This window comes from Flavobacterium sp. YO12, from assembly GCF_004119495.1.
Lineage (GTDB): Bacteria > Bacteroidota > Bacteroidia > Flavobacteriales > Flavobacteriaceae > Flavobacterium.
Genome location: NZ_NRQU01000022.1, coordinates 46,516 through 71,072, shown reverse-complemented (window position 1 = coordinate 71,072; position 24,557 = coordinate 46,516). Strand labels below are relative to the sequence as shown.

Here is a 24,557-nt window from a genome sequence, read left to right as displayed (position 1 = left end):
GCAAATACTATACTTTTCATGACAAGAAAAACGGCTTTCATGACATTTTTAAGATCTGAATTTGAAATCGAAATTACTTTTACATCAAGAAACTAATAAAAAAGTAGATGAGAATCACATTAAATCAGAAAACCGAAATGAAACTTTTACCAACCATAAAAAAGATAATAAATAATCCTTGGATTGGGGTAGCTGTTTCTTTAGTCATTATTATTCCATGCTTATATCGAATACTAGACGACATAACTGTTTTAAGAATAGAATATGTATTGCTGGCACTTTCGTTTCCTCTTTATTTAAAATCATTAAAAAAGATATTTGATGAAATCCTAGACAGTACGGATGATTCTTACGAATAAATTCCTTTAAACGATAATATTTGCCCTCAATTCATTAATGCCAAAAACCCTATTCATTAGCTTGATTAGGGTTTTTATTTATGTCGTATGTCTTAAAAAAATTGTTATAATATTCTGCAAAATCACAAAAAGTAAATAAATTATCACAATTTAACAGAAATTCTAAAAGGTTAACATATTTTTTTTGATATATTTGGCTCCAATCAAAAACAAATCATCAAAACCACAAAATCCTTTGAAAAATCATCAAAAAAAGGCTTTTTATCTACTGATATTAAGCACATTACTCACGACCTCTTATTCCTATTGTCAGTCCAATGACCAATCATCATTGTATGATTATTTTGACAATGCCGTTGGAAAAGACAACTTAAATATTAATAACGGAGTTTTGCACAGTGAGCCGCTTCGTCCAATTGCAAACAAACACAGATATTATCTCGACGAATTCACCGTCGGCGATATAAGCTTTGAAAAAGAAATTTATTCCAACTCTTATCTTAAATATGATATCCTTAAAGACGAGGTAATTTTCAAGCATAAAGAACAAACAGATAACTTAGCTATGAATATTGTTAAGGACAAAGTTGATTTTTTTTACATCAATAATAAAAAATTTGTCAATCTAAGATCTGAAAGCATTGAATTTCCAAATATTGTAAAAGGTATTTACGAAGAAAAATATGTTGGCAATGATGTTTCACTTTTCATTAAATATCATAAAGAAAAAATAGAAGTTTTTCAGACAGATGGAGTCTATTACAATTTTATTGAGAAAATAAATTATCTCTTAAAATACAATGGTTTTTTCTACAAAGCTGACTCACAAAAAGATATAAAAAGAATCTTTCCTTCTATTAAAAAAGAAATTAATAATTACTACAACGCCAATAGAAAGTTAGCACGATTAGATAAAACTCAATACATGGAAAATCTAACGAAACAAATCAATAATTTTTTTTTAAAAAAAAGTTCTAACTAAATGAAAAAAATTACTCTCCTATTCTTTTTATTAGCCTTTCAATACAATATACAATCACAAGTCATTAGTGATAAAGTTTCTGTTGAACTTAAAAACGCTAACATTAAAACTGCAATTCAAAATATTGAACAAACCTCATATTTTAAATTTTACTACGACGAAAAATGGTTAGAATCTGACAGCACTTCTATTACAAAACAGTATAAAGAAGTCCGTATAGCCGAAATACTTGAAGATGTTTTTCAAAACACTAACATTAACTTTTTTGTTGCCGAAAATAAAGTCATATTAACCAATAACAGCATCATATATAATGAGCTGGCAGACGATTACTTTGGAATTCCGCTAGAGAGAGATGAAAACGGATTAGCTCTTGCTCCTGTTTTTTATCAGCAATTTGACTCGGTAAAAAAAACAAATTCTCGTAATCCTAACAAGAACATTAAGGATATTATACTTATTGGTAAAGAAGTAAAAAACCAAAAAAGAAAAGCTATATTCTTTCAGGATACGTTAGGGGCGGTAAAAATAAAGGCGGAATTGCAAACATTGTAGTAAAAATTCCAAATACCGAATTTTCGACTATTACGGATAACGACGGACATTATAAACTGCAAGTGCCGCCAGGTATCAGCACAGTTGAAACAGAAACTTTTGCTTACGATAAAGTGTCTAAAAAAATAATGGTTTACAATGACGGTACCCTTAATTTTATGGTTGTTGACAACGTAAATCAGCTCGACGAAGTTTTAATTAATACCAATAAAAGTAAAAATGCAAAAGCGGCAATTACAGGAGTTACAACTATTGATGCTGAAGGAATTAAAAATGTTCCATTAGTTCTTGGCGAACGTGACATCCTAAAAGTAGCATTGACACTGCCGGGAATCAAAACATCTGGAGAAGGTTCTTCTGGATATAATGTAAGAGGAGGAAAAGAAGATCAAAATCTATTTTTATTAGATAATGCCGTTTTATATAATCCATCTCACTTTTTCGGCTTCTTTACAGCATTAAATCCTTACACAACAAAAAAAGTAGATATTTATAAGGGAAGTATTCCTGCTGAGTTTGGAGGCAGACTATCATCTGTTTTTGACATAACCTCAAAAACTGGAAATTTCAATAAATTTGAAGGTGAAGCTGGAATTGGTCCTGCAACAAGCAATGTAATGATTTCTACACCAGTTGTAAAAGGCAAATCAAGCCTTGTTGCTGGAGGAAGAGCCAGTTATTCTAACTGGATTCTAAAAAGTCTAGATGATGAAAAATTAAAAAATAGTCAGGCATCATTCTATGACTTCATTTTGAAATACAATCATAAAATAAACGCCAATAATGACATAGAGGCTACAGCTTATTACAGCCACGATAAATTTAGTGTTTCATCAGACTCTCTGTACAAATACAGCAATCGACTAGCAACTTTAAAATGGAATCACACTTTTAACGAGAAAAACAAAGGTTCACTTCTCTTTACCAATAGTGAGTATCGCTTTAATATAGATTATCAGCCTGACGGTGTAAATGCTTTTGATTTTGGCTATAAAATTAATGATACGCAGGCCGCTTTAAAAATGATTTACTTATACAGCGAAAAGCATAAAATTAGTTACGGAATTTCAACTAAACTTTACGGCATTAATCCTGGATATTTAAACCCTAAAAATCCTGAATCTATCCTAGTTCCTATTGAAATAGACAAAGAAAGAGGTTTAGAATCTGCTATTTATGTTGGTGATAATTTTAAAGTTACAGATAAATTCTTAGTCGATTTTGGTTTAAGATACTCGTCATTTGCTGCATTAGGAAAATCTACTCAAAGGGTTTATGACGAAAATCTTCCTATAAGTGATGCTACTGTAGTGGAAACTAAAACATTTGGCAATAACGAAGTAATTAAAAGATATGGCGGATTTGAACCTAGAGTTGCTGCACGCTATTTTATAACAGACGATTTTTCTGTTAGAGCCAGTTATGACAAAACGTATCAATACATCCATCTTTTATCAAACAATACTACACAATCTCCAACAGATATTTGGAAGCTTTCAGATTTAAATGTAAAGCCAGAAAGTGCTCAGCAATTTTCGCTAGGTCTTTATAAGAATCTAAAAAATGACGAGTTAGAATTAAGTGTAGAAGGTTACTTTAAGAAATCAAGAAACATATTAGACTATAAAGTAGGTGCTGATTTGTTATTAAATCATAATATAGAAACCGAACTTCTTCAAGGAGATGGTAAAGCCTATGGAATCGAAGTATTATTAAAAAAACAAGTAGGAAGACTTAACGGATGGCTTGGATATACATACTCTAGATCATTAATTAGACTAAATTCTCAATTTAATGAAGAGAAAGTAAATGACGGTAAATTCTTCGCATCTAATTTTGACAAACCTCATGATTTTAGTGCGGTTTTAAACTATAGAATCACAAAACGTTATAGTTTTTCAAGTAACTTCATCTATCAAACCGGAAGACCAATAACGTATCCTGTTGGAAAGTATGATTACGGAAATGCACAATATACCGTTTACAGCGATCGTAATAAATTTAGAATTCCAGATTATTACAGATTAGATGTAGGTTTAAACATTGAAGGAAATCATAAAATAAAAAAATTAACCCATAGCTTCTGGAACATCTCAGTTTATAATGTTTTAGGCAGAAACAACCCTTATTCAGTATTTTTTGTAACGGATAAAGGACAAATTAAAGCCTATAAAACTTCAATATTCTCTGTTCCAATTCCTAGTATTACTTATAATTTCAAATTTTAATAATTATGAAATATTTTAAAATAAAAATCTCCGTTTTTCTTCTTCTATCGCTTGCCATAACAAGCTGTACAGAACAATATGCTTTTAAAACTACCGATTTTGAAAGCGCACTAGTTGTTGAAGGAACAATCACAAACGAACTTAAAAATCAAACTATAAGAGTTTCTCAAGTTTATCAATTAGAAGAAACCGGCCCTAGATTTGAGAAAGGAGCTAATGTTTTTATCACAGATGATAAAGGCAATGAATATCAGTTCAAAGAAAATGACAGTCTCTATGTTTCGCTTACACCGTTTAAAGCAATGCCTGGAACAAAGTACAAACTAAACATTAAAACAAGGGAAGGAAAAAATTACACTTCGGATGAACAGCTTCTAACTACAGAAACTAAAATTGACAATATGACTGCAACTGTCGAAACTGTTGATGGACAGCGTGGAGTTCAAATAAATGTAAATAGTTACGATCCTGCCAATACTTCAAAATACTATAGATATGAATATACTGAAACGTACAAAATCATAGCACCTATGTGGTATTATCAAGAAGCAAACATTAACGTAATCCCAGGAACTCCTACTACTCCAGAAAGAGAAGTCATTGTAGTAACCAATAGAGTCAAAGAAGCTAAAACATGTTATTCTTCTAAAACTTCTGATGCTATTCTTCTTAATAACACCAGCACCTCAAGCGAAGATCGTGTACACTATCCTGTTCGTTTTATCAGCGATCAAAATTATATCATCTCACATCGTTATAGCATCTTCGTAAAACAGTATGTTCAAAGTTTAGCAGCTTATACTTTTTATAAAACATTGAGAGAATTATCTACATCTGAAAGTATTCTTTCGCCTAAACAGCCTGGATTCTTTTACGGTAATATGAAATCTGTAGAAAATCCTAATGAGAAAGTAATTGGATTTTTTGAAGTTTCGGCCGTTTCTTCGGATCGAATTTACTTCAACTATAAAGATTTATTTCCGAATGATAACTTACCTCCTTACTATATAGAAGATTGTGATCTAAAAGAATACATCGATTGTCCAGGAGACCTTCCTTGTACAGGCCAAATATTACGTTCCTCCCTTCGAAGCAAAGGCAGAACTCTGTTTTCATGGGATCATGAAAGTAAATACTTTTTGGTAAAAGCACCTTGTGGTGACTGTACTACTTTTTCATCTAACATGGTTCCAACTTTTTGGATAGAATAATTCTTTTTTATCATCTATGGAACAACTATTAATCTATAACCAGACATACATTTTGGAAAGAATTAAACAATTATTGGTTTTAACACTTTTGATTGCAAACAGCTTATTTGTCTCTGCGCAGCAAAACAAAAATAATATAGTAACCAAATCATCACAAGAAACTATTTTTCTTCATTCGAACACAACAACTTTTTTAACCGGAGAAACTTTGTTCTACAAATTATATTGTTTGAACCCTATCAATAACAAACCAAGTTTAATAAGCAAAATAGCTTATATTGAACTTGTTGATAATGAAAAACAATCATTTCAAAAAAACAAAGTTTATCTTGACAAAGGAATTGGAACAGGGGATTATTTTATACCAACAACATTAAAAACAGGAAATTATAAGTTAATTGCCTATACAAAATGGATGTTAAACAATCCGAAATCTCAAACATATGAAATAGATTTATTCATCATAAATCCATTTCAAACTCAAGAGCCTAATGCTAATGTAACTTTTGATAATACACTAAAGAACAGTGTTTCATCAACTAATATCTCAACAGATTCAAATCTTGATAATGAAAAAAGAATCGATTTTGAACTAGATAAAAACAGTTATTACACAAGAGATAAAGCGAGTATTAAAGTAAAATCACTTACTGAAATAACCCAAAAAGGAAATTACTCTATTTCTGTTCGAAAGAAAGATCAAATTCCTGCTTTAAAACAAACAACTCCACAAGAGTTTGTAAAAAAAACAGCTCAAAATTACAGCGATTATTCTCCTAGTTCGTTTTTATTTATTCCAGAACTTCGAGCAGAATTAATTACTGGTTCAATTGTATCAAAAACCAATCAAGATTTAAATAATAAATCATTGTCAATTTCGCTTCCTGGAAAAGAATATGTTTTAAAAATAGTTAAAACAAACTCTCAGGGGAAATTCACGTTTTTATTAGATCAATTTCCAAATTTCTCAAATGCGATTATTCAGGTTCTCGATGAAAACCCTTCAGATTTCACCGTGCTTTTAGATCCATTACCAAAACTTGATACTTCAGGACTGCAATTTTCATCAAAACTCAATCTAACAGAAGATCTTAAAAAAGATATTGAAGAGCGCTCTACTGCAAGTCAGATTCAAAACGCCTATTATCAAACGAAAAAAGACAGCTTGATACAAGAAGCAGTTATCAGTCCGTTTTTTAACAGCATCGAAAAAACATATGTTCTTGACGACTATACTCGCTTCCCAACCCTAAAGGAGAATGTTGTAGAAATCATATTAGAACTTTATTACAGACGTGTTAACGATAAAAATCAATTGTTTGTACGAAATGGTCATAAAGATCTAACTGCTTACGGACCGCCTTTAATTATCGTTGATGGACTTCTTATACAAGATTCAAGTGATTTATTTGATTATAATATGGGAAATGTAGACAAAGTAAGCCTTATTAATGAACCTTATGCTTATGGTCCAAAATTATATGGAGGCTTAATAAGTTTTGAAACCAAAAACAGTGACTTTGCTATAAATTTTGTCAAAAAATACATGAAGCCAACTGAAGTTCAAAGACCAAATCCTGCAAAAATTTATTATAACCCTGATTATAATGCGGGAAATAATCTAAAACGAATTCCAGATTATAGATACCAATTGCTTTGGGAGCCAACTTTATCTTTAGACGAAAAAGAAGAAACTTTATCTTTCTACACTTCAGACCTTAAAGGCGACTTTGAAGTTGTTTTAGAAGGTTTTACAGACGAAGGAAAGCCCGTATATATTACAAAAAACATTACAGTAAAATAAATATCAAAATCGGTTCAATTCTTGAACCGATTTTTTTTTGACCTAGTTACTAAAAAAAAATAAAATTATTTTCATTTAATTGTAACCTTTTTGCATCTTCTCACGTATAACCATTTGTACACTTAAAAATTGAGGACACAAATAACATGAGACAACTTAAAATCACCAAGCAGGTAACCAATCGTGAAACTGCATCGTTAGATAAATATCTACAAGAAATCGGAAAAGTTGACCTAATTACCGCTGATGAAGAGGTAGAATTAGCACAAAGAATTAAAGCAGGTGATCAAAGAGCATTAGAAAAATTAACAAAAGCCAACCTGCGTTTCGTTGTATCGGTTGCTAAACAATATCAAAATCAAGGATTAACTCTTCCTGATTTAATTAATGAAGGAAACTTAGGTCTTATTAAAGCGGCTCAACGTTTTGATGAAACTCGTGGTTTTAAATTTATATCTTACGCTGTATGGTGGATTCGTCAATCGATTCTTCAAGCATTGGCAGAACAATCTCGTATCGTTCGTTTACCATTAAATAAAATTGGTTCTATCAATAAAATCAACAAAATGTATGCGTTATTAGAGCAATCTAACGAGCGTCCGCCTTCTGCTGAAGAAATTGCAAAAGAACTTGACATGACAGTAAATGACGTAAAAGAGTCTATGAAAAACTCTGGTCGTCACTTATCAATGGATGCACCTCTTGTTGAAGGTGAAGATTCTAATCTTTACGACGTTTTACGTTCTGGAGAATCTCCAAACCCTGACAGAGAATTAATTCACGAATCATTACGTACTGAAATTGAGCGTTCATTAGAAACATTAACTCCAAGAGAAGCTGATGTTGTTCGTTTGTATTTTGGTCTTGGCGATCAACACCCAATGACTTTAGAAGAAATTGGAGAAACTTTCGACCTAACTCGTGAGCGTGTTCGTCAGATTAAAGAAAAAGCAATCCGTAGATTAAAACATACTTCAAGAAGTAAAATTCTTAAAACTTATCTTGGGTAATCACCCAAAACTCCAATATATAAATAATTCCAAATTCCAAAAATTATTGGAGTTTGGAATTTGTTTCAAAATTTCGTATATTGGTATTAAAGCAAACAACAGTTTGATTGACTGTTCGTTTTTTGATTGATGATTGAAACTCCGGCTGATTACCGGAGTTTTTTATTTTACTTGTTTTTAAGCTCAACGTTCGCAAGGTTTTAGCCACAAATTTCACAGATTAAAATGATTAAAAATCTTCTTGCTGATTTAGCAGATTCATTTTGCTGAATTTATTGCGAATAATTTAATCAGATCTGCTAAATCTGCGTGAAAAAAAACTTAGTGCACCGTGCGTAATTCTTTGCGCTCTTTGCGGTTAAAAAAATTATCTTTGCAAAAAAACAACACACTACAATGAAAAATACACTTATTGCTCCTTCTGTCCTTGCAGCGGATTTTGCTAATCTACAACGTGATATCGAAATGATAAACAACAGCCAAGCAGATTGGTTTCATATTGATATTATGGATGGCGTTTTTGTTCCAAATATTTCTTTTGGAATGCCTGTTTTAGAAGCCATTTCAAAACACGCAAAAAAAACAATCGATGTGCATTTAATGATTATTGATCCAGATCGTTACATTAAAACTTTTGCTGATTTAGGAGCTAATATTCTAAGCGTGCATTACGAAGCCTGTACACATTTACACAGAACACTTCAAGCAATTAAAGCAGAAGGAATGAAAGCAGGAGTTGCCATCAATCCGCATACTAATATTGATTTACTAGAAGATGTAATTAACGATATTGACTTAGTTTGCATCATGAGTGTTAATCCTGGTTTTGGAGGTCAATCGTTTATCGAAAACACGTATGATAAAGTAAGAAAGCTTAAAGCTTTAATTACACGCAAAAATGCTTCGACAATTATTGAAATTGACGGCGGTGTAACGAACAAAAATGCAAAACAATTAGTAGAGGCAGGCGCAGATGTTTTAGTAGCAGGAAGCTTTGTTTTTAAAGCCGAAAATCCAACTCAGACAATTGCCGATTTAAAAGTCCTTACTACTTTTTAAATTTCAAAACAAAAAAGAAAAGTCCAAAATAATTTTGGACTTTCTTTTTTTTTACTTCGATACCTACTTAGGATCAACCCAATAAGGATTTGCTTTAAGTTTTTCTACAACATACTGAATCACTTTCTGAGCTTTCAAACTATTTCCAGAGTTATCTAATGGCGGCGAAATAACAGCTATTCCAAATTTACCAGGACACACTGCTAACATCCCTCCTCCAACGCCGCTCTTTGCCGGAAGCCCAGAATTAAATAACCAAATTCCAGAATTATCATAAAGACCCGCAGTTGCCATTACAGGTAAGGTATACATCACGGTCGCTTGGCTAACCACCTTATTCTTTGTAATAGGATTAACACCTCCATTTGACAATGTGGCTGCCATTGTTGCAAGATCCTTTACATTTACATTCAATGCACATTGTTTCGTATAAATATCTGTTGCTTGTACTGGATCAAAATATATTCTGTTATAAGCCAATAACAAATGTGCAATAGCTTGATTTCGTAAATTATCACCAGCCTCACTTATATAAACAGGACGATTTATAGAGAGTTGCCTTCCTGCAAAATCACTCTGAATTTTCTGAATTTCTTTCCATTTTGCTATAGAATCATTACCTCTAATAAGACTTGTGGCCGCAATAGCTCCAGGATTTACAAGAGGATTAATTTTCTGCCCTTTATTCATTTCTACCGCAACAATAGAATTAAATGGCAGCCCAGTCGCATTTACACCTATTTTGTCTTCCAAAAACTGAGGTCCTTCTTGTTCAATTACTTTTGCCATAGTAAATACTTTCGATATACTTTGAATTGAAACCATTGAGGTTATATCACCTTTTGTGTATACCGCTCCGTCTGCAGTAACAAGTGCAATACCAAAAATATTGGGATCTACATTGGCCAGCTCTTTAATATAGTCTGCATTTTTTCCTTCTTTTAAATCTTTAAATTTATTAAAGGCTTCATTAAGTGTATTTTCTATATTTTTTTTATTCAATAATGTTTGGCTATAGCCTTGGTTTATGATAAAAACGATCATTAAACCAACAAAAATCATTTGCTTCTTCATTCTAAAAAATTGCATTCTTATTTGTATTCTATATTAATTTATAACAGGACATTATTTAATTAAAAATCCTTACTGCTTTTTAAGTTTTTCAAATTCGGAAAAAAGTCAATGCCAGTCATTTTTTCTAAAGTTTCAATAGGAACTTCAAAATCATAAATTGACTTATCACTGTCTTCATTAGGAACCAAAAAAGCAATCGCTTTATGTTCTTTCCCTGATTTAGCTAAGACAATTTTATAAAAATATTTAGGAACAGAAACTTTCTCTGTTCCTATTTTTTTATCCGAATCTTTCAAAATTCCGCCAGTGACCACATAAATATCATTGTATTTTCCTGCCCAGTAACGTGTCTTTTGCTCTAGTCTATTCCAAATTCCACTATTGAAATCATGTTTTTGAGGAGAAATATTCGATGTATAAAAAGTATCATTATAAGCTTCTTCACTAAATTCCATATCTCCTGCCGGGCAAAGATGACCTTTGTCGTAACCTGATTTTTTATAATTTCTCCAGTCTGCAGAACCGGTAGTAACTTTTGGATCTTCTATAAAATAAGGGCGTTTATAATCTGCATTTTTCAAATACTCTTTTTTTAATTCATACGCGACCCACTCTGCCTGCTCAAATTTTTCATTATAAGATAACGTATAATATTTATGCTTTACAATTTGACTGGTTGTCGATGTTGGCAAATAAACTGCCGTATACAAAGAATCAGTTACATTTTGAACTGGAACAAAAGAAGTTTGTTTCAGAACCGTTTCCTTTTCGTCAATATTTTCCTTTTTACACCCAAATAATGTAATCCCCAATAAACCTAAAATAATATAATTCTTCATTGTAGTGCAGTCGTTATTTTTGAAATAAACTTACAAAAAACGCTCCATAAATATTTAAATCTATGGAGCGTTTTTTTAATAACAAATTAATTCTATCGAGAACTAAGATTTTACCAATTTATCCTTTTTCATCTTTGGAGAAACTGTATTTTTTACATAACCCTTTGGTGATTGCAAATCATCTAAAACATTCAAAGCTTCTTCAACATAAACATCTTTAGACAAAGCTTGATGCCAAACATCTCTTTTCTCTTTCAAAGTTGCATCAGTGCTCATTTCAGCTTCTTCATAAGGCAATGATTTGAAAACTAAGTTGTTTTTATAATCAGAAATTGGTTTGTATTTTTTTCCTTCATTTTCAACTTGTTCTTGAGTTTCTTTAAAACTCTTAATATTCAAGCTGTACGTGTTCTCTTTATTTTTAACATCAATCCATTTCGCATTATCTTCAATCAATTTAAATTGAGGACTTTGTGAAATTCTGTTTTTGCTATTCTGAATTGCTTTAGTAAAGTTCTCATTAGAAGTCCAAGTGCTGTAATCCGCTGGATCTATTTTATCCCATGGCATAGCATTGTCAATATCACGTTCTCCCATTTTCAGGTAAGCATAACGATCTGGCATAACAACATCACTGTGAACGCCTTCTAACTGTGTAGAACCTCCGTTAATTCTATAGAATTTTTGACCTGTAATTTTCAACGCTCCTAAGTCTCCGTAATTTGCGTTACGAACAAACTGATTCAAATCAAGTACATTTTGAACTGTTCCTTTACCATAAGTTTGTTTACTTCCGATGATAACACCACGTTTGTAATCTTGAATTGCCGCAGCCAAAATTTCAGAAGCCGATGCAGAGAAACTGTTTACCATAATTACTAATGGTCCGTCCCACTCTATTTTTTTATCTTTATCGTATAAAACTTCTTTCTTTTTTCCTGCAGATTTTACCTGAACAATTGGTCCTTCTTCAATAAATAAACCAGCAATATCAACAACTGTAGAAAGAGATCCACCGCCATCATCACGAACGTCAAGAACGATTCCGTTTATGTTCTCTTTTTTCAATCTTTCTACTTCAAGAGCAATATCTTTTCCTGCATCACGACCGTCTTTGTTTTCAAAATCGATATAAAATTTAGGAAGATAAATAACCCCGTATTTTAGTCCGTCTTTTTCAACAATACTAGATTTTGCATACGTTTCTTCGATTTCGACAACATCTCTAATAATCGAAATAACTTTAATACTTCCGTCTACTTTTTTAACTGTTAGTTTTACTTCAGTTCCTTTGTGTCCTTTAATTTTTTTCACAACATCATCAAGACGCATTCCAACCACATCTACCGGCTCTTCATTTCCTTGAGCAACTTTCAAGATCAAATCTCCTGCTTCAAGTTGTTTTCCTTTCCAAGCTGGTCCGCCCGAAATTAATTCATCGATTTGTGTAAAATCATTTTTCTTAGTTAATCTTGCTCCAATTCCTTCTAATTTCCCGCTAATATTTACATCAAAACGATCTTTTTCTTCTGGTGCAAAATAACTTGTATGCGGATCAAAACGAGCCATAATTGAATTCAAATACACTGAAAACCAATAATCTTTATTCAAATCTTTAATAACACTAAAGTTATCATCTAAAGATTTTAATGAGCTGTCACGAGTTTCTTTCTCTAAAGCGTCAAATGTTTTTTCTTTGTAAGCTGGATCTTTTTTCTTTTTTCCTCTTCAATTTTCTGTTTTGTAACAAGCGATGAAAGTGTAGATAACTTAATTTGTTTTCTCCATCTTTCATTGATCTCTGTTAAGTTTTTTGCATAAGGAAGATGCTCATAATCTGAATTAAAAGTCTCGTCAGTGTTATAATTAAATGGCTGCGCTAAAATCGTTTTGTAACGTTTTTTGCTCTCTTCCATTCTTTTCATCAGCCTTGTGTACGTCAAATTAAAAAACGTCAAATCTTTATTCAAAAACTGATCGTCAAGCATTAATTCATACTGCTTAAACTCATCAATATCTGATTGAAGAAAAAACCTTTTAGAAGGATCTAATGCTTCGATATAATCTTTAAAAATACCTTTAGAAAATTCGTCATTTATTTCAGCCGGGCTGTAATGTCCTTTTTCAATAACAAACGCTAGTAATTCTAGAAGTGTTTTATCTCTATTTGGATCCGGATCGCCAGATTTGTCTGCATTTATTTTAAAAGCAAACAAGGTCAGAGACAAGCATAATACGGCTATAAGGATTTTATAATTTCTTTTCATAAACTTAATAATAGCATTCATCAAATTTTTTAATCTAAGTTACGGTAAAAACTATGCCAACATGCCAAGTTCACTATAATTTTTTGTTAAAGATATAAAAATGTTTGATGTGCAAAAGTCTTCCCGAATTTAGTTTACAATTTTTATTTATTTGTTAGTATTCTACCAAAATCTGTTACTACATTTGTTTTAATAAGCTTTAATTTTGATAAATTAAAAATACAAATCACAGCATGAGTACTCAAAAACCTTTAATATTAGTAACAAACGACGACGGAATTCTTGCTCCAGGAATAAGGGCTTTGATAAGTGTTATGGAAACAATTGGCGATGTTGTTGTTGTTGCTCCAGATAAACCACAGAGCGCCATGGGACACGCTATTACTATAAATAACACTTTGTTTTTAGACAAAATTTCTAAAGATGAAGATACAATTACAGAATACAGCTGTTCTGGAACGCCTGTTGATTGTGTAAAACTAGCGGTAAACGAAATTTTAAAAAGAAAACCAGATTTATGCGTTTCAGGAATCAATCACGGATCTAACTCGTCTATTAATGTGATTTATTCTGGAACTATGAGCGCAGCTGTTGAAGCTGGAATTGAAGGGATTCAAGCAATTGGTTTTTCTCTTTTGGATTTTGACTGGAATGCCGATTTCGAACCTGTTAAAGCTTTTGTGAAGAAAATAACTTTAGAAACTCTGGCTAACAAACTGCCAGAAGGTGTGGTTTTAAATGTAAATTTTCCAAAACTAAGTCAAAAAGAAATTAAGGGAATAAAAATCTGTCGTCAGGCAAAAGCTTTCTATTCTCAAAAATTTGACAAAAGACAAACTCCTTTTGGAAAAGATTATTACTGGCTTACGGGTAAATTTGTAAATGAAGATAAAGGCGAAGATACAGATGAATGGGCGCTGGAAAATGGATATATTTCGGTTGTTCCGGTACAATTTGACTTAACCGCTCATCATTCGATGCAGCAGCTTAATACTTGGAATTTAAATGAGTAAAAAAGATATTATAATTGGATTTATTATCGGAATCTTGACTTCTATTCTTGGAAGTCTTTTATTCATTAAAACCTTTACATCACTTGATCTTTCGACAGGAATTCAAACTATTAAACAGCAAGGTTATTTAGGAAAAGTAATTACGATTGGCACCACTTTAGATCTTGCGGTTTTTCTAATTCTTTTAAACAGAAACAAAGAAATGATGGCAAGAGGTGTAATTTTGGCGGTGATTGTTTTAGCAATTTCAACTCTAATTATTTAAAAACCTATCTTTGCGCAGCAATAAAAATTGGTCAACATGAAATACTACATAATAGCTGGTGAAGCTTCTGGAGATTTACACGGTTCAAATTTAATGAAAGCATTGTATGAGGAAGATCCTCAAGCTGACATTAGATTTTGGGGTGGTGATTTAATGCAAAAGGCCGGCGGAACATTAGTAAAACATTATCGCGAATTAGCTTTTATGGGATTTGTTGAAGTTATTTTTAACCTAAAAACCATATTAAATAATATTAAAATCTGTAAAAAAGACATTACTGAATTTCAGCCTGATGTTTTAATTTTTATCGATTATCCGGGTTTTAATATGCGTATTGCAAAATGGGCTAAAGCACTTAATTACAAAACACATTATTACATTTCTCCTCAAATTTGGGCTTGGAAAGAAAACCGTATCAATGCTATAAAACATGATATTGATAAAATGTTTGTGATTTTACCTTTTGAAAAAAGTTTTTACGAGGACAAACATCATTTTCCTGTTGATTTTGTAGGACATCCATTGATTGACGCCATTCAGAATCAACCTTCTTTTAATGAAATTGCTTTTAGAACAGAAAATAATTTGGGTGAAAAACCAATTATTGCCGTTTTACCAGGAAGCCGTAAACAAGAGATAACAAAAATGCTGAGTGTAATGCTGAGTGTTGTTGACGATTTTCAAGATTATGAATTTGTTATTGCTGGTGCACCGAGTCAGGATTTTGAGTTTTACCAACAGTTTATAAAGAATAAAAACATAGCATTTGTTTCAAATAAAACATATGATTTATTACGTTCCTCTACAGCTGCTTTAGTAACTTCGGGAACTGCTACTTTAGAAACAGCTCTTTTTAAAGTTCCAGAAGTGGTTTGTTACAAAGGAAGTTCTATCTCTTACCAAATTGCAAAACGCATTATTACTTTAAAATACATTTCTCTTGTTAATTTAATTATGGATCAAGAGGTTGTAACTGAATTAATTCAAAGCGAATGCAATACAAAACGCATAAAAGAAGAATTAAACAAATTACTAGAACCTTCTTATCGTACCAAATTGCTTAAAAACTATGATATTTTAGAAGAAAAACTTGGCGGAGTTGGTGCCAGTAAAAAAACAGCTAAACTTATTGTTGCGGATTTAAAAGCTTAAATTTTTTATTTTGAAAAAAATACTCCTTTTCCTTCTTTTAACTGTGCTGCTTGCTTCTTGTAAATCAGCCTCTACTGCTGTAAGCAAAAAAGAATCGAAACGAGAAAATAGATACGTTGTAAATAATTTGATTGAAACAGCAACGGATAATATTGGTGTTAAATACAAAGCTGGAGGAACAACAAAAAGCGGTTTTGACTGCTCTGGATTAGTTTTTACTACATTCGAATCTGAACATATAAAGCTTCCAAGAAGTTCTTTTGAGCAGGCTAAAATTGGAATAGTCATAAAATTTAATGATGCTCAAAAAGGCGATTTAATATTTTTTAAAACCAACAGAAGCAGGCAAATTAATCATGTAGGACTAATTGTTGAAGTCAACTCGAATGAAATAAAGTTTGTACATTCTTCCACCTCAAAAGGTGTCATAATTTCGTCTACCAAAGAACCCTATTATCAAAATTCCTTTGCACAAATCAATCGAGTAATAGAGTAATTTTAATTAATTTATATTCTTTTTCTTACATAAATTTAATACTTTTAAACCATGAAAGTATTAGATTTTCCTTTAGTTAAAATTACGTTATGCTTTATTTTAGGCGTAATAATCTCTTATTATTGCCAGCCTTCTATCTCGACCGCTTGTATATTACTTCTTTTTAGCACGCTTCTATTTTGTCTGCTTTATTTTACATCAAAAAACAACAAAAAAACAACCATTTATTTTGGATTAAGCACTTATCTAATTTCATTATCTACAGGAATATGCGTATTGATTTTTCACACTGATTCTTTTGACAAGTCGAATTATACGCACTCAAAAACTGCATTCGAAAAACCACATTTCATAACTTTTATACTTCGCGAAAAACTCAAAAGTAACAATTACAGCGATCGCTACATTGGGCTCATAAAAGAAATTGACAATAACGTTTATTCTGGTAAAATAATAGTAAATATTCAAAAAGACAGCTTGCACAATCCTATGATTATAGGAAACATACTTAGAGTAAAAGCCACTTTACAGCGAACTCCTTCTAATAAAAACCCAAATCAATTCGACTATTCTAAATACCTATCAGACAAACAAATATATGCGCAATTGTATTGCGAAAAATCAGAAATCACAATAAGTAAAACCATCCAAAAAGACATTTGGTATTATTGCGGACGCTTGCATTCGACTATTCTAAAAAATCTTGAAAGTGCTCATTTTAATAAAGATGAAATGAATGTTGCCCTTGCATTAATATTAGGCCAGCAGCAAGAAATTTCCTCAGATATAATTAAAGATTATCAATATTCTGGAGCGACACATGTTCTTTCGGTTTCTGGATTACACGTTGGTTTTATAATGCTGTTTATCTCTTTTATTCTAAAACCAATTCCTAATACTCGCAAAGGTTCTGCTATTAAACTAATTTCAATTTTAATATCATTAGCTGGTTTTGCCATAATTTCTGGCTTATCGCCTTCTGTGCTGCGTTCAGTAGTAATGTTTTCATTTGTAGCAATTGGAAATCATTTGCGTCGAAGCGGAAATATTTATCATACCCTCCTAGTTTCAATTTTACTTATATTACTATTTGAACCTTATTTTTTGTTTGATGTTGGTTTTCAATTGAGTTATCTAGCGTTGTTGTTTATTGTTTGGCTTCAACCAGAACTAAAAAAAATATGGACTCCTAAAAACAAAGTATCAATTTATATTTGGGATGCATTAACCGTTTCTTTTGCTGCTCAAATTGGCACTCTGCCTCTATGTCTTTATTATTTTCATCAATTTCCTGGTTTATTTTTTGTAACCAACATTGTTATTCTTCCCATTTTATCTTTTATAATGATTGCTGGAATAATCGTTATGATAATTGCCATTTTTATAAGTCCGCCAATATTTCTTATTGAAATCTTTGAAAAAAAGCATTTATCTTTTAAACCAAACAATTCATTATGTTGCATCGTTTGAATCATTTGTTTTTCAAAATATAAGCTTTAACTCCTATTATCTATTTTCTCTTTATTTTCTAATTATCAGCTGTATTATTTGGTCAAAAAACAGAACTTTTAATCATTTTACCGCATTTGCACTATCTATAATTTTACTGCAGTTGTCTTTAATTTATACTAAAAAAGAAATCGCAGGTCAACATGAATTAATTGTTTACAACGTAAAGAAAAGTACGCTGATAACCACAAGGGCAGGAAAAAATATTACATTTTATGCTGCCGATACTATTTTAAAACCTAATACAAGAAACTTTATTCTTAATTCTTATTTAGTGGGAAATTTTGGGACTTTGAGTGAACCAAAAAAAATCAAAAACACACTATTTTTTAATGGTAAAAAAATTCTCATTATAGACAGCACGGGAATTTACGTTGATAAATTACAACCAGATGTTCTAATCTTAACACAATCTCCAAAAATAAATCTTGATCGAGTTTTAGCACATCTTCATCCCAAAATCATTGTGGCTGATGCTTCTAATTCATACAAAATGCAAAAAACATGGGAGGCAAGCTGTGCTAAAAAAAATATCCCTTTTCATGCTACTGCCGAAAAGGGATTCTACAAATTAAACTAAGAAAACTTAATTAAATTCACTATTCACTTGGGTGCAAAATATTATTAGATTCAGCGATCCATGCTTTTGCACCGCCGGGCTTGTAAGCAATTTTACCTAAAGCACTAAAAGTTGTTTTATTTTTTCTTATTGAAGCTATTGCATAGCAAACTTCAGGAAGATCTTCAACGCCAAAAGCATTTTTAAGTTTAATATTTTGCTCTTTATCTGTAGCTGAAGCTGAAGAATCTGACAGGTCTAGTTTTACCAAAACTACATTATCTCGAGACCACACAGCAAAATCTGGGGTTTTAAAAATCTCATTTTGTAAATTTTCTGGTACACCTGCACCAGTGAATAAAATTAACATTGGTTTTTTTTGTTCATTGCTGATTGCGATGGCATCTGTCATGTTTGTCCGCCAAGCCAGATTTTGCGCCTGCATAAAAAATGAACCTAAAAAAAATAGTAGGATAAGTAATTTTTTAGTCATAGTAGATTGGTTTTTGGTTAGTATAGCGTGACGAAATTAACATAATATTTTAATTATCCAAATTTAATAAACACAAAAAATACATTATATGTTTTTTAACCGATGTTTAAACATCAAACCACTAATTACTGCCTAAATGAAGATCTTTTTCTTATGTATAAAAAAACTCCTTACATTACTGTAAGGAGTTTATATTTATAGCAATCTATTTTCTCTTTTTATGACTTTTTAGGATGAACGATCTCTTCTGCCACAGTTAACCAAGCCGAAGGTCCGCCCGCAACATAACCAGTTTTTCCAAGACCTTTAAAATTAATTTTTCCGTCTTTAGATTCTGCACTAGTAAAAAACACGGTAGGAAATCCTTGAATTCCAAAAGCCTGCTGCAATTCATTATTCTGACTTTTTAACTCAGGCGTTTGAGGAACGCTTCTTGGATAATCAAGTTCTACCAAAACAACATTATCAACTGCCCATTTCTTAAATTCAACCGTTTTCAATACTTCATTCTGCAAACGAATACACCATCCACACCAATCACTGCCGGTAAAGAACATCAACATTGGTTTCTTCTCTTTATTACTTACTGCAATTGCTTCTTTAACATCTGTGTACCACTTTAGCTCTTGAGCTTGAGTTGTAAATGCACCAATCAAAAACAATGTTATTAAGAATATCTTTTTCATGTTCTTTTATTTTTTGACAAATTTAATCAAAAAGTCAATAAAAATTAACTATTTAACTTCTTGCATTAATTTTCTAATTATTGGAGAAATAGCAATCAAAATAACTCCCGCAATTAGCGAATAAATTGCCAATTGATAGTAACCCTCTGTGTAAGACTGTAATTTAGAGACTAAAGTATCTCCAGTATTTGATCTTGAAATCTCAGCTCCTAATTTTCCTGCAGCCAGCTGTCCAAAAGCACTAGCCAAAAACCACAATCCCATCATCATTCCAAACAATCTTTTTGGAGACAATTTTGTAATAATCGACATTCCAATAGGCCCTAAACAAAGCTCACCAATTGTTGTTACTAAATAAGCTAAAGTAAACACGTTTAATGATGCGATACCTTTTGAATCAGCAAAAAATCTGGTAAGATAAAATATATAGAAAGAGGCCGCTAGAAACAAAAATCCGATTCCAAATTTAATTAATGTGTTTGGCTCTATTTTTCGTTTCCCTAACCAAATCCACAATAGCCCAATAATAGGACTTAAAACAACTACAAAAAAGGTATTTGAACTATTATTGACAACATTTGGGTCAATATTAAAAAACAACAATTTATTATTCAAGTTATCTTTTGCAAAAAGCGATAATGAACCACCACTTTGTTCGTAAATCGAATTAAACAAGAAATAGAAAAATACAAATAAGAAAGCTGCAAATAGTTTCTTTTGCATTTTTACATCTCCAAGTTTAAACAATTCATATACAAAATACAAAACCGCAACAATACCAATTGTATACATGAAATAATCTGTATAATCAGTATTTTTTACCATTATAAAAATAAACGGTAAACTTAAAATTGATAAAGCGTATACTGCTATTTCGCGAATTCGTCTTTTACCCGGCTCTAGATTTAATAGTGGAGAATCTCCAATTGGCCCTAAATATTTCTTAGTAAACAAAAATGTTATTAAACCTAAAAACATTACTATTGCGGCTGACAAAAAGCATAATTGCCAAGAATAATATTTTCCTAAATAAACACATAAAGCACCTCCAAAAAGACCTCCTACATTGATTCCGGCATAAAACATTCCGTAACCAGCATCTCTACGTCCGTCACTTTCGTGATACAACTCTCCTACCATTGATGAAACGTTTGGTTTAAAAAAACCTGTTCCAATAATAGAAAATGCAATACCATAGTAAAAGAAATCATGAGGTGAAACAGCGATCAAAAGATTTCCAAGAATCATAACTATTCCTCCAAAAAACAATGATTTTTTAAATCCTAAAACCTTATCAGCAAAAATACCTCCAATAAAAGTAAATGCGTACACAAAAGCCTGAATTGCACCGTATTGTAAACTAGCGTGATCTTCTTTCAAAAAAAGCTGATCTACCATAAAAATAACAAGAACCCCCCGCATTCCGTAAAAGCAAAAACGCTCCCACATTTCAACAAAAAACAAGTACCACAATTGCTTTGGATAATTGCCTTTAAAATTTTGAATTTCCTCTAAAGTAATCTTCTGTTCCATTTATATATTTATAATTAATTGATTCCTCTTTCTTTCATCACCTTGTTAAGCTGTTTTACTAAAGCAAACATCAGCACAGTCGCAAACATCAGCAACGCAAAATTAACCCAAAAAAAGTTGACTTTATTATCATAGGTATCCCACATACTCGCCAAAACACCACTCAACTTATTTCCTATTGAAGTTGATAAAAACCAACCTCCCATCATTAATGAAGTAATATTAACTGGACTTAATTTAGAAACTACAGATAATCCCATAGGGCTTAAAAACAGCTCCCCAATTGTGATGATACCGTAATTTGCCACTAACCACCAAACGCTGACTTTCTCTGTTCCGTTGCCGCCAATTTTTACAGCTGCTATCATAACCAAAACAGACAAGGCCGAAATTAACAATCCAAAAGCAATTTTTGTGGGTGTTGAAGGTTCTTTTTTTCTCGCTCTTAAAAAAGAGAAAAATGCAACAACCAAAGGTGTTAATATGATTACCCAGCCTGGATTAATAGACTGACTTAAGTTTGTAGCCCAAAGATGCACTTTACTACCTTCGGCAGGCAGTTTTTCTGGAGCGACATTTCTAAAATACAATGGATAATTCTCTTCTTTTTGAACAACACCATTTACTTTTTGCAAACGAAACTGGTCATCATAAAGCTCTGTTGTTTCTTTTTTATATTCTACTTCTTTTGCTAATTTGATTTTACCAACAACCTGACCAGCTGTTCCAGTTACTTCTCGATCTGTATAACGATCTGCCCAAGTTGTAAGTGCTGAACCATTAAGTTTAAAAACACCCCAAAATAAAATCACTACGCCAAAAATAGCCAATAAAGCTCCTATTGAACGTTTGTCTTCTGCTTTGGCTCTAACATAAAGTGATCCGTAAAACAAAACGATTGGAATACAAGCAAAAATAAAGGCATCTGTACTGTCTGAACCAAAGATTGCACTATTCAAATTAGTTTCTGATGCAACTCCTTTTATCAACCAGCCTATTGCCCCAAAAACAAATGATGGTAATAAAATAAAAAGGATGATTTTATAAAATGGCATATCGCCTTCCTGCACACCTTTTTTCTGATCGTGTCCTACGTAATGTTTAGTTCCTAATAAAAACACTATTACACCTATAAACATACCAACACCTGCAGCCATAAAAGCCCAATGCCAGCCTAAAAGAATCTGCAAAGCGGCACCAAAGAAATTACAAATAAAAGCCCCAACATTAATTCCCATATAGAAAATATTGTAGCCTTCGTCCTTTTTATCCTTATATTCTTCATTGGTATAAAAACTTCCTAACAATGTAGAAATATTAGGCTTGAAAAAACCGTTCCCAATAATTACCAAAGTCATAGCTATATAAAGTACCGTAATATCATGTACTCCCATTAAGAAGTAACCGATACCCATTAAAATTCCACCAAAAACAATAGACTTTTTATATCCTAAATATCGATCAGCCACTAAGCCGCCAATAAAAGGAGTAAGAAAAACTAATGCGATAAAGGTTCCGTACAAATCAGAAGCCTCTTTCTCGGTCATGGCAAAACCACTCTCTACATCTTTAAGATATAAAGTAAAAATTCCAATCATTAAATAATAACCGAAACGTTCCCACATTTCAGATAAAAACAAATAAGGCAGTGCTTTTGGGTGCTTATTCCACATATTTACAAACTCTTTAAAATTAAAATTACCTACAAGCCTAAACCTATAGGTAATTTTTTATATATTATTACAATTATTTATCTAACACCGTGCATCATTTTCTTTAAAAATGGAGTCAAAGCAAATAATATAATTGCCGCGATTCCAGTAAGAACAACAAACACCATAAAAAACTCGTATAAATTATGGATTTCGAATCCTGCAAAAACAGGATTATGATTCATAATTTGATTTTTATCCAATAATTGTAATTGTTCTGCTGTAGGTACAACTGTTTTATCTAAAACAGCCTGTAAATCTATTCCCAATTCTTTTGCTTTATTGAACTTATCTCCAGTTGCAGGAATCAATGCTCCTAATGTCCCGGCTAACGCATAACCTGCCGCATTTGAAATAAAGAAAACCCCATATAATAATGATGCAAATCGTCTAGGAGCAAGTTTACCAACTAACGAAAGTCCTATAGGCGATAGACATAACTCTGCACATGATTGAATAAAATATAACAAAATCAGCCACTTAATAGCTAGTAGTCCAGTGTTTCCAATATCTTTTACATTATGCGCAATAATAAAATAACTTAATGAAATAATTGCCAAACCTAACGCTTGTTTCATAGGTGAAATAGGCTCTCTATTAGAAGCTCTCAATTTATCCCATAGAATACTAAATGGCACTGCTAATAAAACGATACAAATCCCATTAAATATTTGAACCATAGAAGCTGGCATTTCCCAACCAAACATTATGTTCCTATCGGTTTGATTTGAAGCAATAAATGTTAAAGAAGAACCTGCTTGTTCAAATGCTGCCCAAAAGAAAATAATAAAAAATGAAATAATATAAATTACTAAAATTCTTTGCGTTTCAACTTTAGTAAGAGTCGAATCTAACAAAATTAAAACAGCCAATGAAATTCCAGCGCCATATATAATTGGATATATTATTCCCTTTACAAGAGTCCCAATCTCAAAATTGGTAAATCCAAATTCACCAACTAATAGGTATCTAAAAATAAAAAACAAAACAAAAAATAAAGCAGTAACAAATGCAATGGATTTACCTGCGAATTTAGCTTGATCTAACACCTCTCCTGTAGTGTTATTTCTATTTGGCTTTGTCCCTATTGGACTTCCGTCTGGAGAAATTACATGTTTATCTTTAAGAAAAATAAAAATTATAGTTCCTAAAACCATTGCTATACCAGCCATCAAATAACCCCATTTAAAAACGGTAGGGTCTTGAACTCCATTTACTTTAACATCTGCAATCAATGGAACAAAATATTGACTTAATAATGCCCCAATATTAATTCCCATGTAAAAAATAGTAAATGCTGAATCTAATTTTGTTTTTTCTTGCGGTGGATACAAACTTCCAACCATAGAAGAGATATTAGGCTTAAAAAAACCATTACCAAATATAATAACAAACAAGCCCAACCAAAAAACAGTTTTTGAAAGACCTAAAGTAGTATCATAAATTGTAGCACTATAGAACAAAGAAAATTGCCCTATAGCCATTAATGATCCTCCTAATATAATGCATGCTCGGTTTCCTAAATATTTATCAGCAATAAATCCACCTAAAAGCGGAGTTAAATAACATAGTGCTAAAAAGCCGCCATAAATAATTGAGGCATTTGACTCCCCTAGCATTAAAGCGTTTACCATGAATAACGTTAAAATAGCTCGCATTCCATAAAAATTGAATCGCTCCCACATCTCTGTTCCAAATAATACCCAAAGACCTTTTGGATGCGCAGTTTTTACTTGAGTTTCTCCCATATT

At 31.8% G+C, this 24,557-nt stretch carries 21 protein-coding genes and 1 pseudogene; 14 read left to right on the top strand and 8 right to left on the bottom strand.

The window, feature by feature from the left end:
• Window positions 1–107: 107 nt before the first annotated feature.
• From BOW55_RS09465 to rpe, 8 genes are all read left to right on the top strand, one after another.
• Window positions 108–359 carry a hypothetical protein gene (locus tag BOW55_RS09465; protein WP_089052531.1) on the top strand — a complete coding sequence of 84 codons (252 nt, stop codon included), beginning with the start codon at window positions 108–110 and terminating at the stop codon, window positions 357–359.
• A gap of 235 nt (window positions 360–594) precedes the next feature.
• The gene (locus tag BOW55_RS09460) at window positions 595–1,341 is read left to right on the top strand and encodes a hypothetical protein (RefSeq protein ID WP_129023917.1); all 747 of its coding nucleotides are present in this window, start codon (window positions 595–597) and stop codon (window positions 1,339–1,341) included.
• Window positions 1,342–1,896: a hypothetical protein gene (locus BOW55_RS21305; RefSeq protein ID WP_241686522.1), complete on the top strand. Its 555-nt coding sequence runs from the start codon at window positions 1,342–1,344 to the stop codon at window positions 1,894–1,896.
• Window positions 1,839–4,124 (top strand): TonB-dependent receptor domain-containing protein, encoded by a 2,286-nt coding sequence (locus BOW55_RS09455; RefSeq protein ID WP_371414515.1) that lies wholly within the window; start codon window positions 1,839–1,841, stop codon window positions 4,122–4,124. The genes BOW55_RS21305 and BOW55_RS09455 overlap by 58 nt, the downstream gene beginning before the upstream one ends.
• Before the next feature lie 5 nt (window positions 4,125–4,129).
• Window positions 4,130–5,335, top strand: coding sequence for a DUF4249 domain-containing protein (locus tag BOW55_RS09450; protein WP_129023916.1), 1,206 nt, complete (start codon window positions 4,130–4,132; stop codon window positions 5,333–5,335).
• 52 nt (window positions 5,336–5,387) lie between these two features.
• Entirely contained in the window at window positions 5,388–7,139 is a 1,752-nt protein-coding gene (locus BOW55_RS09445; protein WP_164975020.1) for a hypothetical protein, read from the top strand.
• Between the two features lie 146 nt (window positions 7,140–7,285).
• Window positions 7,286–8,149, top strand: a complete 864-nt coding sequence (locus BOW55_RS09440; protein ID WP_007804760.1) for an RNA polymerase sigma factor RpoD/SigA — start codon at window positions 7,286–7,288, stop codon at window positions 8,147–8,149.
• A gap of 396 nt (window positions 8,150–8,545) precedes the next feature.
• Window positions 8,546–9,208 (top strand): ribulose-phosphate 3-epimerase, encoded by a 663-nt coding sequence (gene rpe / locus BOW55_RS09435; RefSeq protein WP_129023914.1) that lies wholly within the window; start codon window positions 8,546–8,548, stop codon window positions 9,206–9,208.
• Window positions 9,209–9,271: 63 nt separating this feature from the next.
• On the opposite strand, the gene glsA is transcribed toward rpe, so the two are convergent.
• The 3 genes and pseudogenes from glsA to BOW55_RS09420 all read right to left on the bottom strand — a co-directional run bounded on the left by glsA (window position 9,272) and on the right by BOW55_RS09420 (window position 13,409).
• Window positions 9,272–10,282 carry a glutaminase A gene (glsA, locus tag BOW55_RS09430; protein WP_206733601.1) on the bottom strand — a complete coding sequence of 337 codons (1,011 nt, stop codon included), beginning with the start codon at window positions 10,280–10,282 and terminating at the stop codon, window positions 9,272–9,274.
• Window positions 10,283–10,341: 59 nt separating this feature from the next.
• Window positions 10,342–11,121, bottom strand: coding sequence for a DNA/RNA non-specific endonuclease (locus BOW55_RS09425; RefSeq protein ID WP_129023912.1), 780 nt, complete (start codon window positions 11,119–11,121; stop codon window positions 10,342–10,344).
• 102 nt (window positions 11,122–11,223) lie between these two features.
• A pseudogene (locus BOW55_RS09420) lies at window positions 11,224–13,409 on the bottom strand (carboxy terminal-processing peptidase).
• A gap of 212 nt (window positions 13,410–13,621) precedes the next feature.
• Here BOW55_RS09420 and surE point away from each other — a divergent pair.
• From surE to BOW55_RS21300, 6 genes are all read left to right on the top strand, one after another.
• Window positions 13,622–14,401, top strand: a complete 780-nt coding sequence (surE, locus tag BOW55_RS09415; protein WP_129023911.1) for a 5'/3'-nucleotidase SurE — start codon at window positions 13,622–13,624, stop codon at window positions 14,399–14,401.
• Window positions 14,394–14,666, top strand: coding sequence for a hypothetical protein (locus BOW55_RS09410; protein WP_129023910.1), 273 nt, complete (start codon window positions 14,394–14,396; stop codon window positions 14,664–14,666). The genes surE and BOW55_RS09410 overlap by 8 nt, the downstream gene beginning before the upstream one ends.
• A gap of 36 nt (window positions 14,667–14,702) precedes the next feature.
• A complete protein-coding gene (lpxB, locus tag BOW55_RS09405; RefSeq protein ID WP_089052520.1) occupies window positions 14,703–15,818 on the top strand; it encodes a lipid-A-disaccharide synthase in 1,116 nt (371 codons plus the stop codon).
• Window positions 15,819–15,828: 10 nt separating this feature from the next.
• Complete coding sequence (locus BOW55_RS09400; protein WP_129023909.1) at window positions 15,829–16,314, top strand: C40 family peptidase; 486 nt, start codon at window positions 15,829–15,831, stop codon at window positions 16,312–16,314.
• Window positions 16,315–16,365: 51 nt separating this feature from the next.
• On the top strand, window positions 16,366–17,784 hold the full coding sequence (locus tag BOW55_RS09395) for a ComEC/Rec2 family competence protein (RefSeq protein ID WP_241686521.1): 1,419 nt from the start codon (window positions 16,366–16,368) through the stop codon (window positions 17,782–17,784).
• Between the two features lie 142 nt (window positions 17,785–17,926).
• Window positions 17,927–18,403, top strand: coding sequence for a hypothetical protein (locus BOW55_RS21300; protein ID WP_241686520.1), 477 nt, complete (start codon window positions 17,927–17,929; stop codon window positions 18,401–18,403).
• Window positions 18,404–18,422: 19 nt separating this feature from the next.
• Here the strand turns inward: BOW55_RS21300 and BOW55_RS09390 are convergent, their stop codons facing one another.
• The 5 genes from BOW55_RS09390 to BOW55_RS09370 all read right to left on the bottom strand — a co-directional run bounded on the left by BOW55_RS09390 (window position 18,423) and on the right by BOW55_RS09370 (window position 24,554).
• Window positions 18,423–18,875, bottom strand: coding sequence for a hypothetical protein (locus BOW55_RS09390; RefSeq protein ID WP_089052517.1), 453 nt, complete (start codon window positions 18,873–18,875; stop codon window positions 18,423–18,425).
• Between the two features lie 218 nt (window positions 18,876–19,093).
• Window positions 19,094–19,561 (bottom strand): thioredoxin family protein, encoded by a 468-nt coding sequence (locus BOW55_RS09385; RefSeq protein WP_129023908.1) that lies wholly within the window; start codon window positions 19,559–19,561, stop codon window positions 19,094–19,096.
• A 48-nt stretch (window positions 19,562–19,609) separates the two neighbouring features.
• Window positions 19,610–21,094: a peptide MFS transporter gene (locus tag BOW55_RS09380; RefSeq protein WP_089052515.1), complete on the bottom strand. Its 1,485-nt coding sequence runs from the start codon at window positions 21,092–21,094 to the stop codon at window positions 19,610–19,612.
• Between the two features lie 14 nt (window positions 21,095–21,108).
• On the bottom strand, window positions 21,109–22,767 hold the full coding sequence (locus tag BOW55_RS09375) for a peptide MFS transporter (RefSeq protein ID WP_129023907.1): 1,659 nt from the start codon (window positions 22,765–22,767) through the stop codon (window positions 21,109–21,111).
• A gap of 77 nt (window positions 22,768–22,844) precedes the next feature.
• The gene (locus tag BOW55_RS09370) at window positions 22,845–24,554 is read right to left on the bottom strand and encodes a peptide MFS transporter (RefSeq protein WP_129023918.1); all 1,710 of its coding nucleotides are present in this window, start codon (window positions 24,552–24,554) and stop codon (window positions 22,845–22,847) included.
• Window positions 24,555–24,557: the final 3 nt, after the last annotated feature.

Bases quoted from the DNA above. Each gene is read 5' to 3' on its own strand.
- BOW55_RS09465 (WP_089052531.1), top strand. From the start codon at position 108: ATGAGAATCACATTAAATCAGAAAACCGAAATGAAACTTTTACCAACC.
- BOW55_RS21305 (WP_241686522.1), top strand. From the start codon at position 1,342: ATGAAAAAAATTACTCTCCTATTCTTTTTATTAGCCTTTCAATACAAT.
- BOW55_RS09450 (WP_129023916.1), top strand. From the start codon at position 4,130: ATGAAATATTTTAAAATAAAAATCTCCGTTTTTCTTCTTCTATCGCTT.
- BOW55_RS09440 (WP_007804760.1), top strand. From the start codon at position 7,286: ATGAGACAACTTAAAATCACCAAGCAGGTAACCAATCGTGAAACTGCA.
- rpe (WP_129023914.1), top strand. From the start codon at position 8,546: ATGAAAAATACACTTATTGCTCCTTCTGTCCTTGCAGCGGATTTTGCT.
- glsA (WP_206733601.1), bottom strand. From the start codon at position 10,282: ATGAAGAAGCAAATGATTTTTGTTGGTTTAATGATCGTTTTTATCATA.
- BOW55_RS09425 (WP_129023912.1), bottom strand. From the start codon at position 11,121: ATGAAGAATTATATTATTTTAGGTTTATTGGGGATTACATTATTTGGG.
- surE (WP_129023911.1), top strand. From the start codon at position 13,622: ATGAGTACTCAAAAACCTTTAATATTAGTAACAAACGACGACGGAATT.
- BOW55_RS09410 (WP_129023910.1), top strand. From the start codon at position 14,394: ATGAGTAAAAAAGATATTATAATTGGATTTATTATCGGAATCTTGACT.
- lpxB (WP_089052520.1), top strand. From the start codon at position 14,703: ATGAAATACTACATAATAGCTGGTGAAGCTTCTGGAGATTTACACGGT.
- BOW55_RS09395 (WP_241686521.1), top strand. From the start codon at position 16,366: ATGAAAGTATTAGATTTTCCTTTAGTTAAAATTACGTTATGCTTTATT.
- BOW55_RS09390 (WP_089052517.1), bottom strand. From the start codon at position 18,875: ATGACTAAAAAATTACTTATCCTACTATTTTTTTTAGGTTCATTTTTT.
- BOW55_RS09385 (WP_129023908.1), bottom strand. From the start codon at position 19,561: ATGAAAAAGATATTCTTAATAACATTGTTTTTGATTGGTGCATTTACA.
- BOW55_RS09380 (WP_089052515.1), bottom strand. From the start codon at position 21,094: ATGGAACAGAAGATTACTTTAGAGGAAATTCAAAATTTTAAAGGCAAT.
- BOW55_RS09375 (WP_129023907.1), bottom strand. From the start codon at position 22,767: ATGTGGAATAAGCACCCAAAAGCACTGCCTTATTTGTTTTTATCTGAA.
- BOW55_RS09370 (WP_129023918.1), bottom strand. From the start codon at position 24,554: ATGGGAGAAACTCAAGTAAAAACTGCGCATCCAAAAGGTCTTTGGGTA.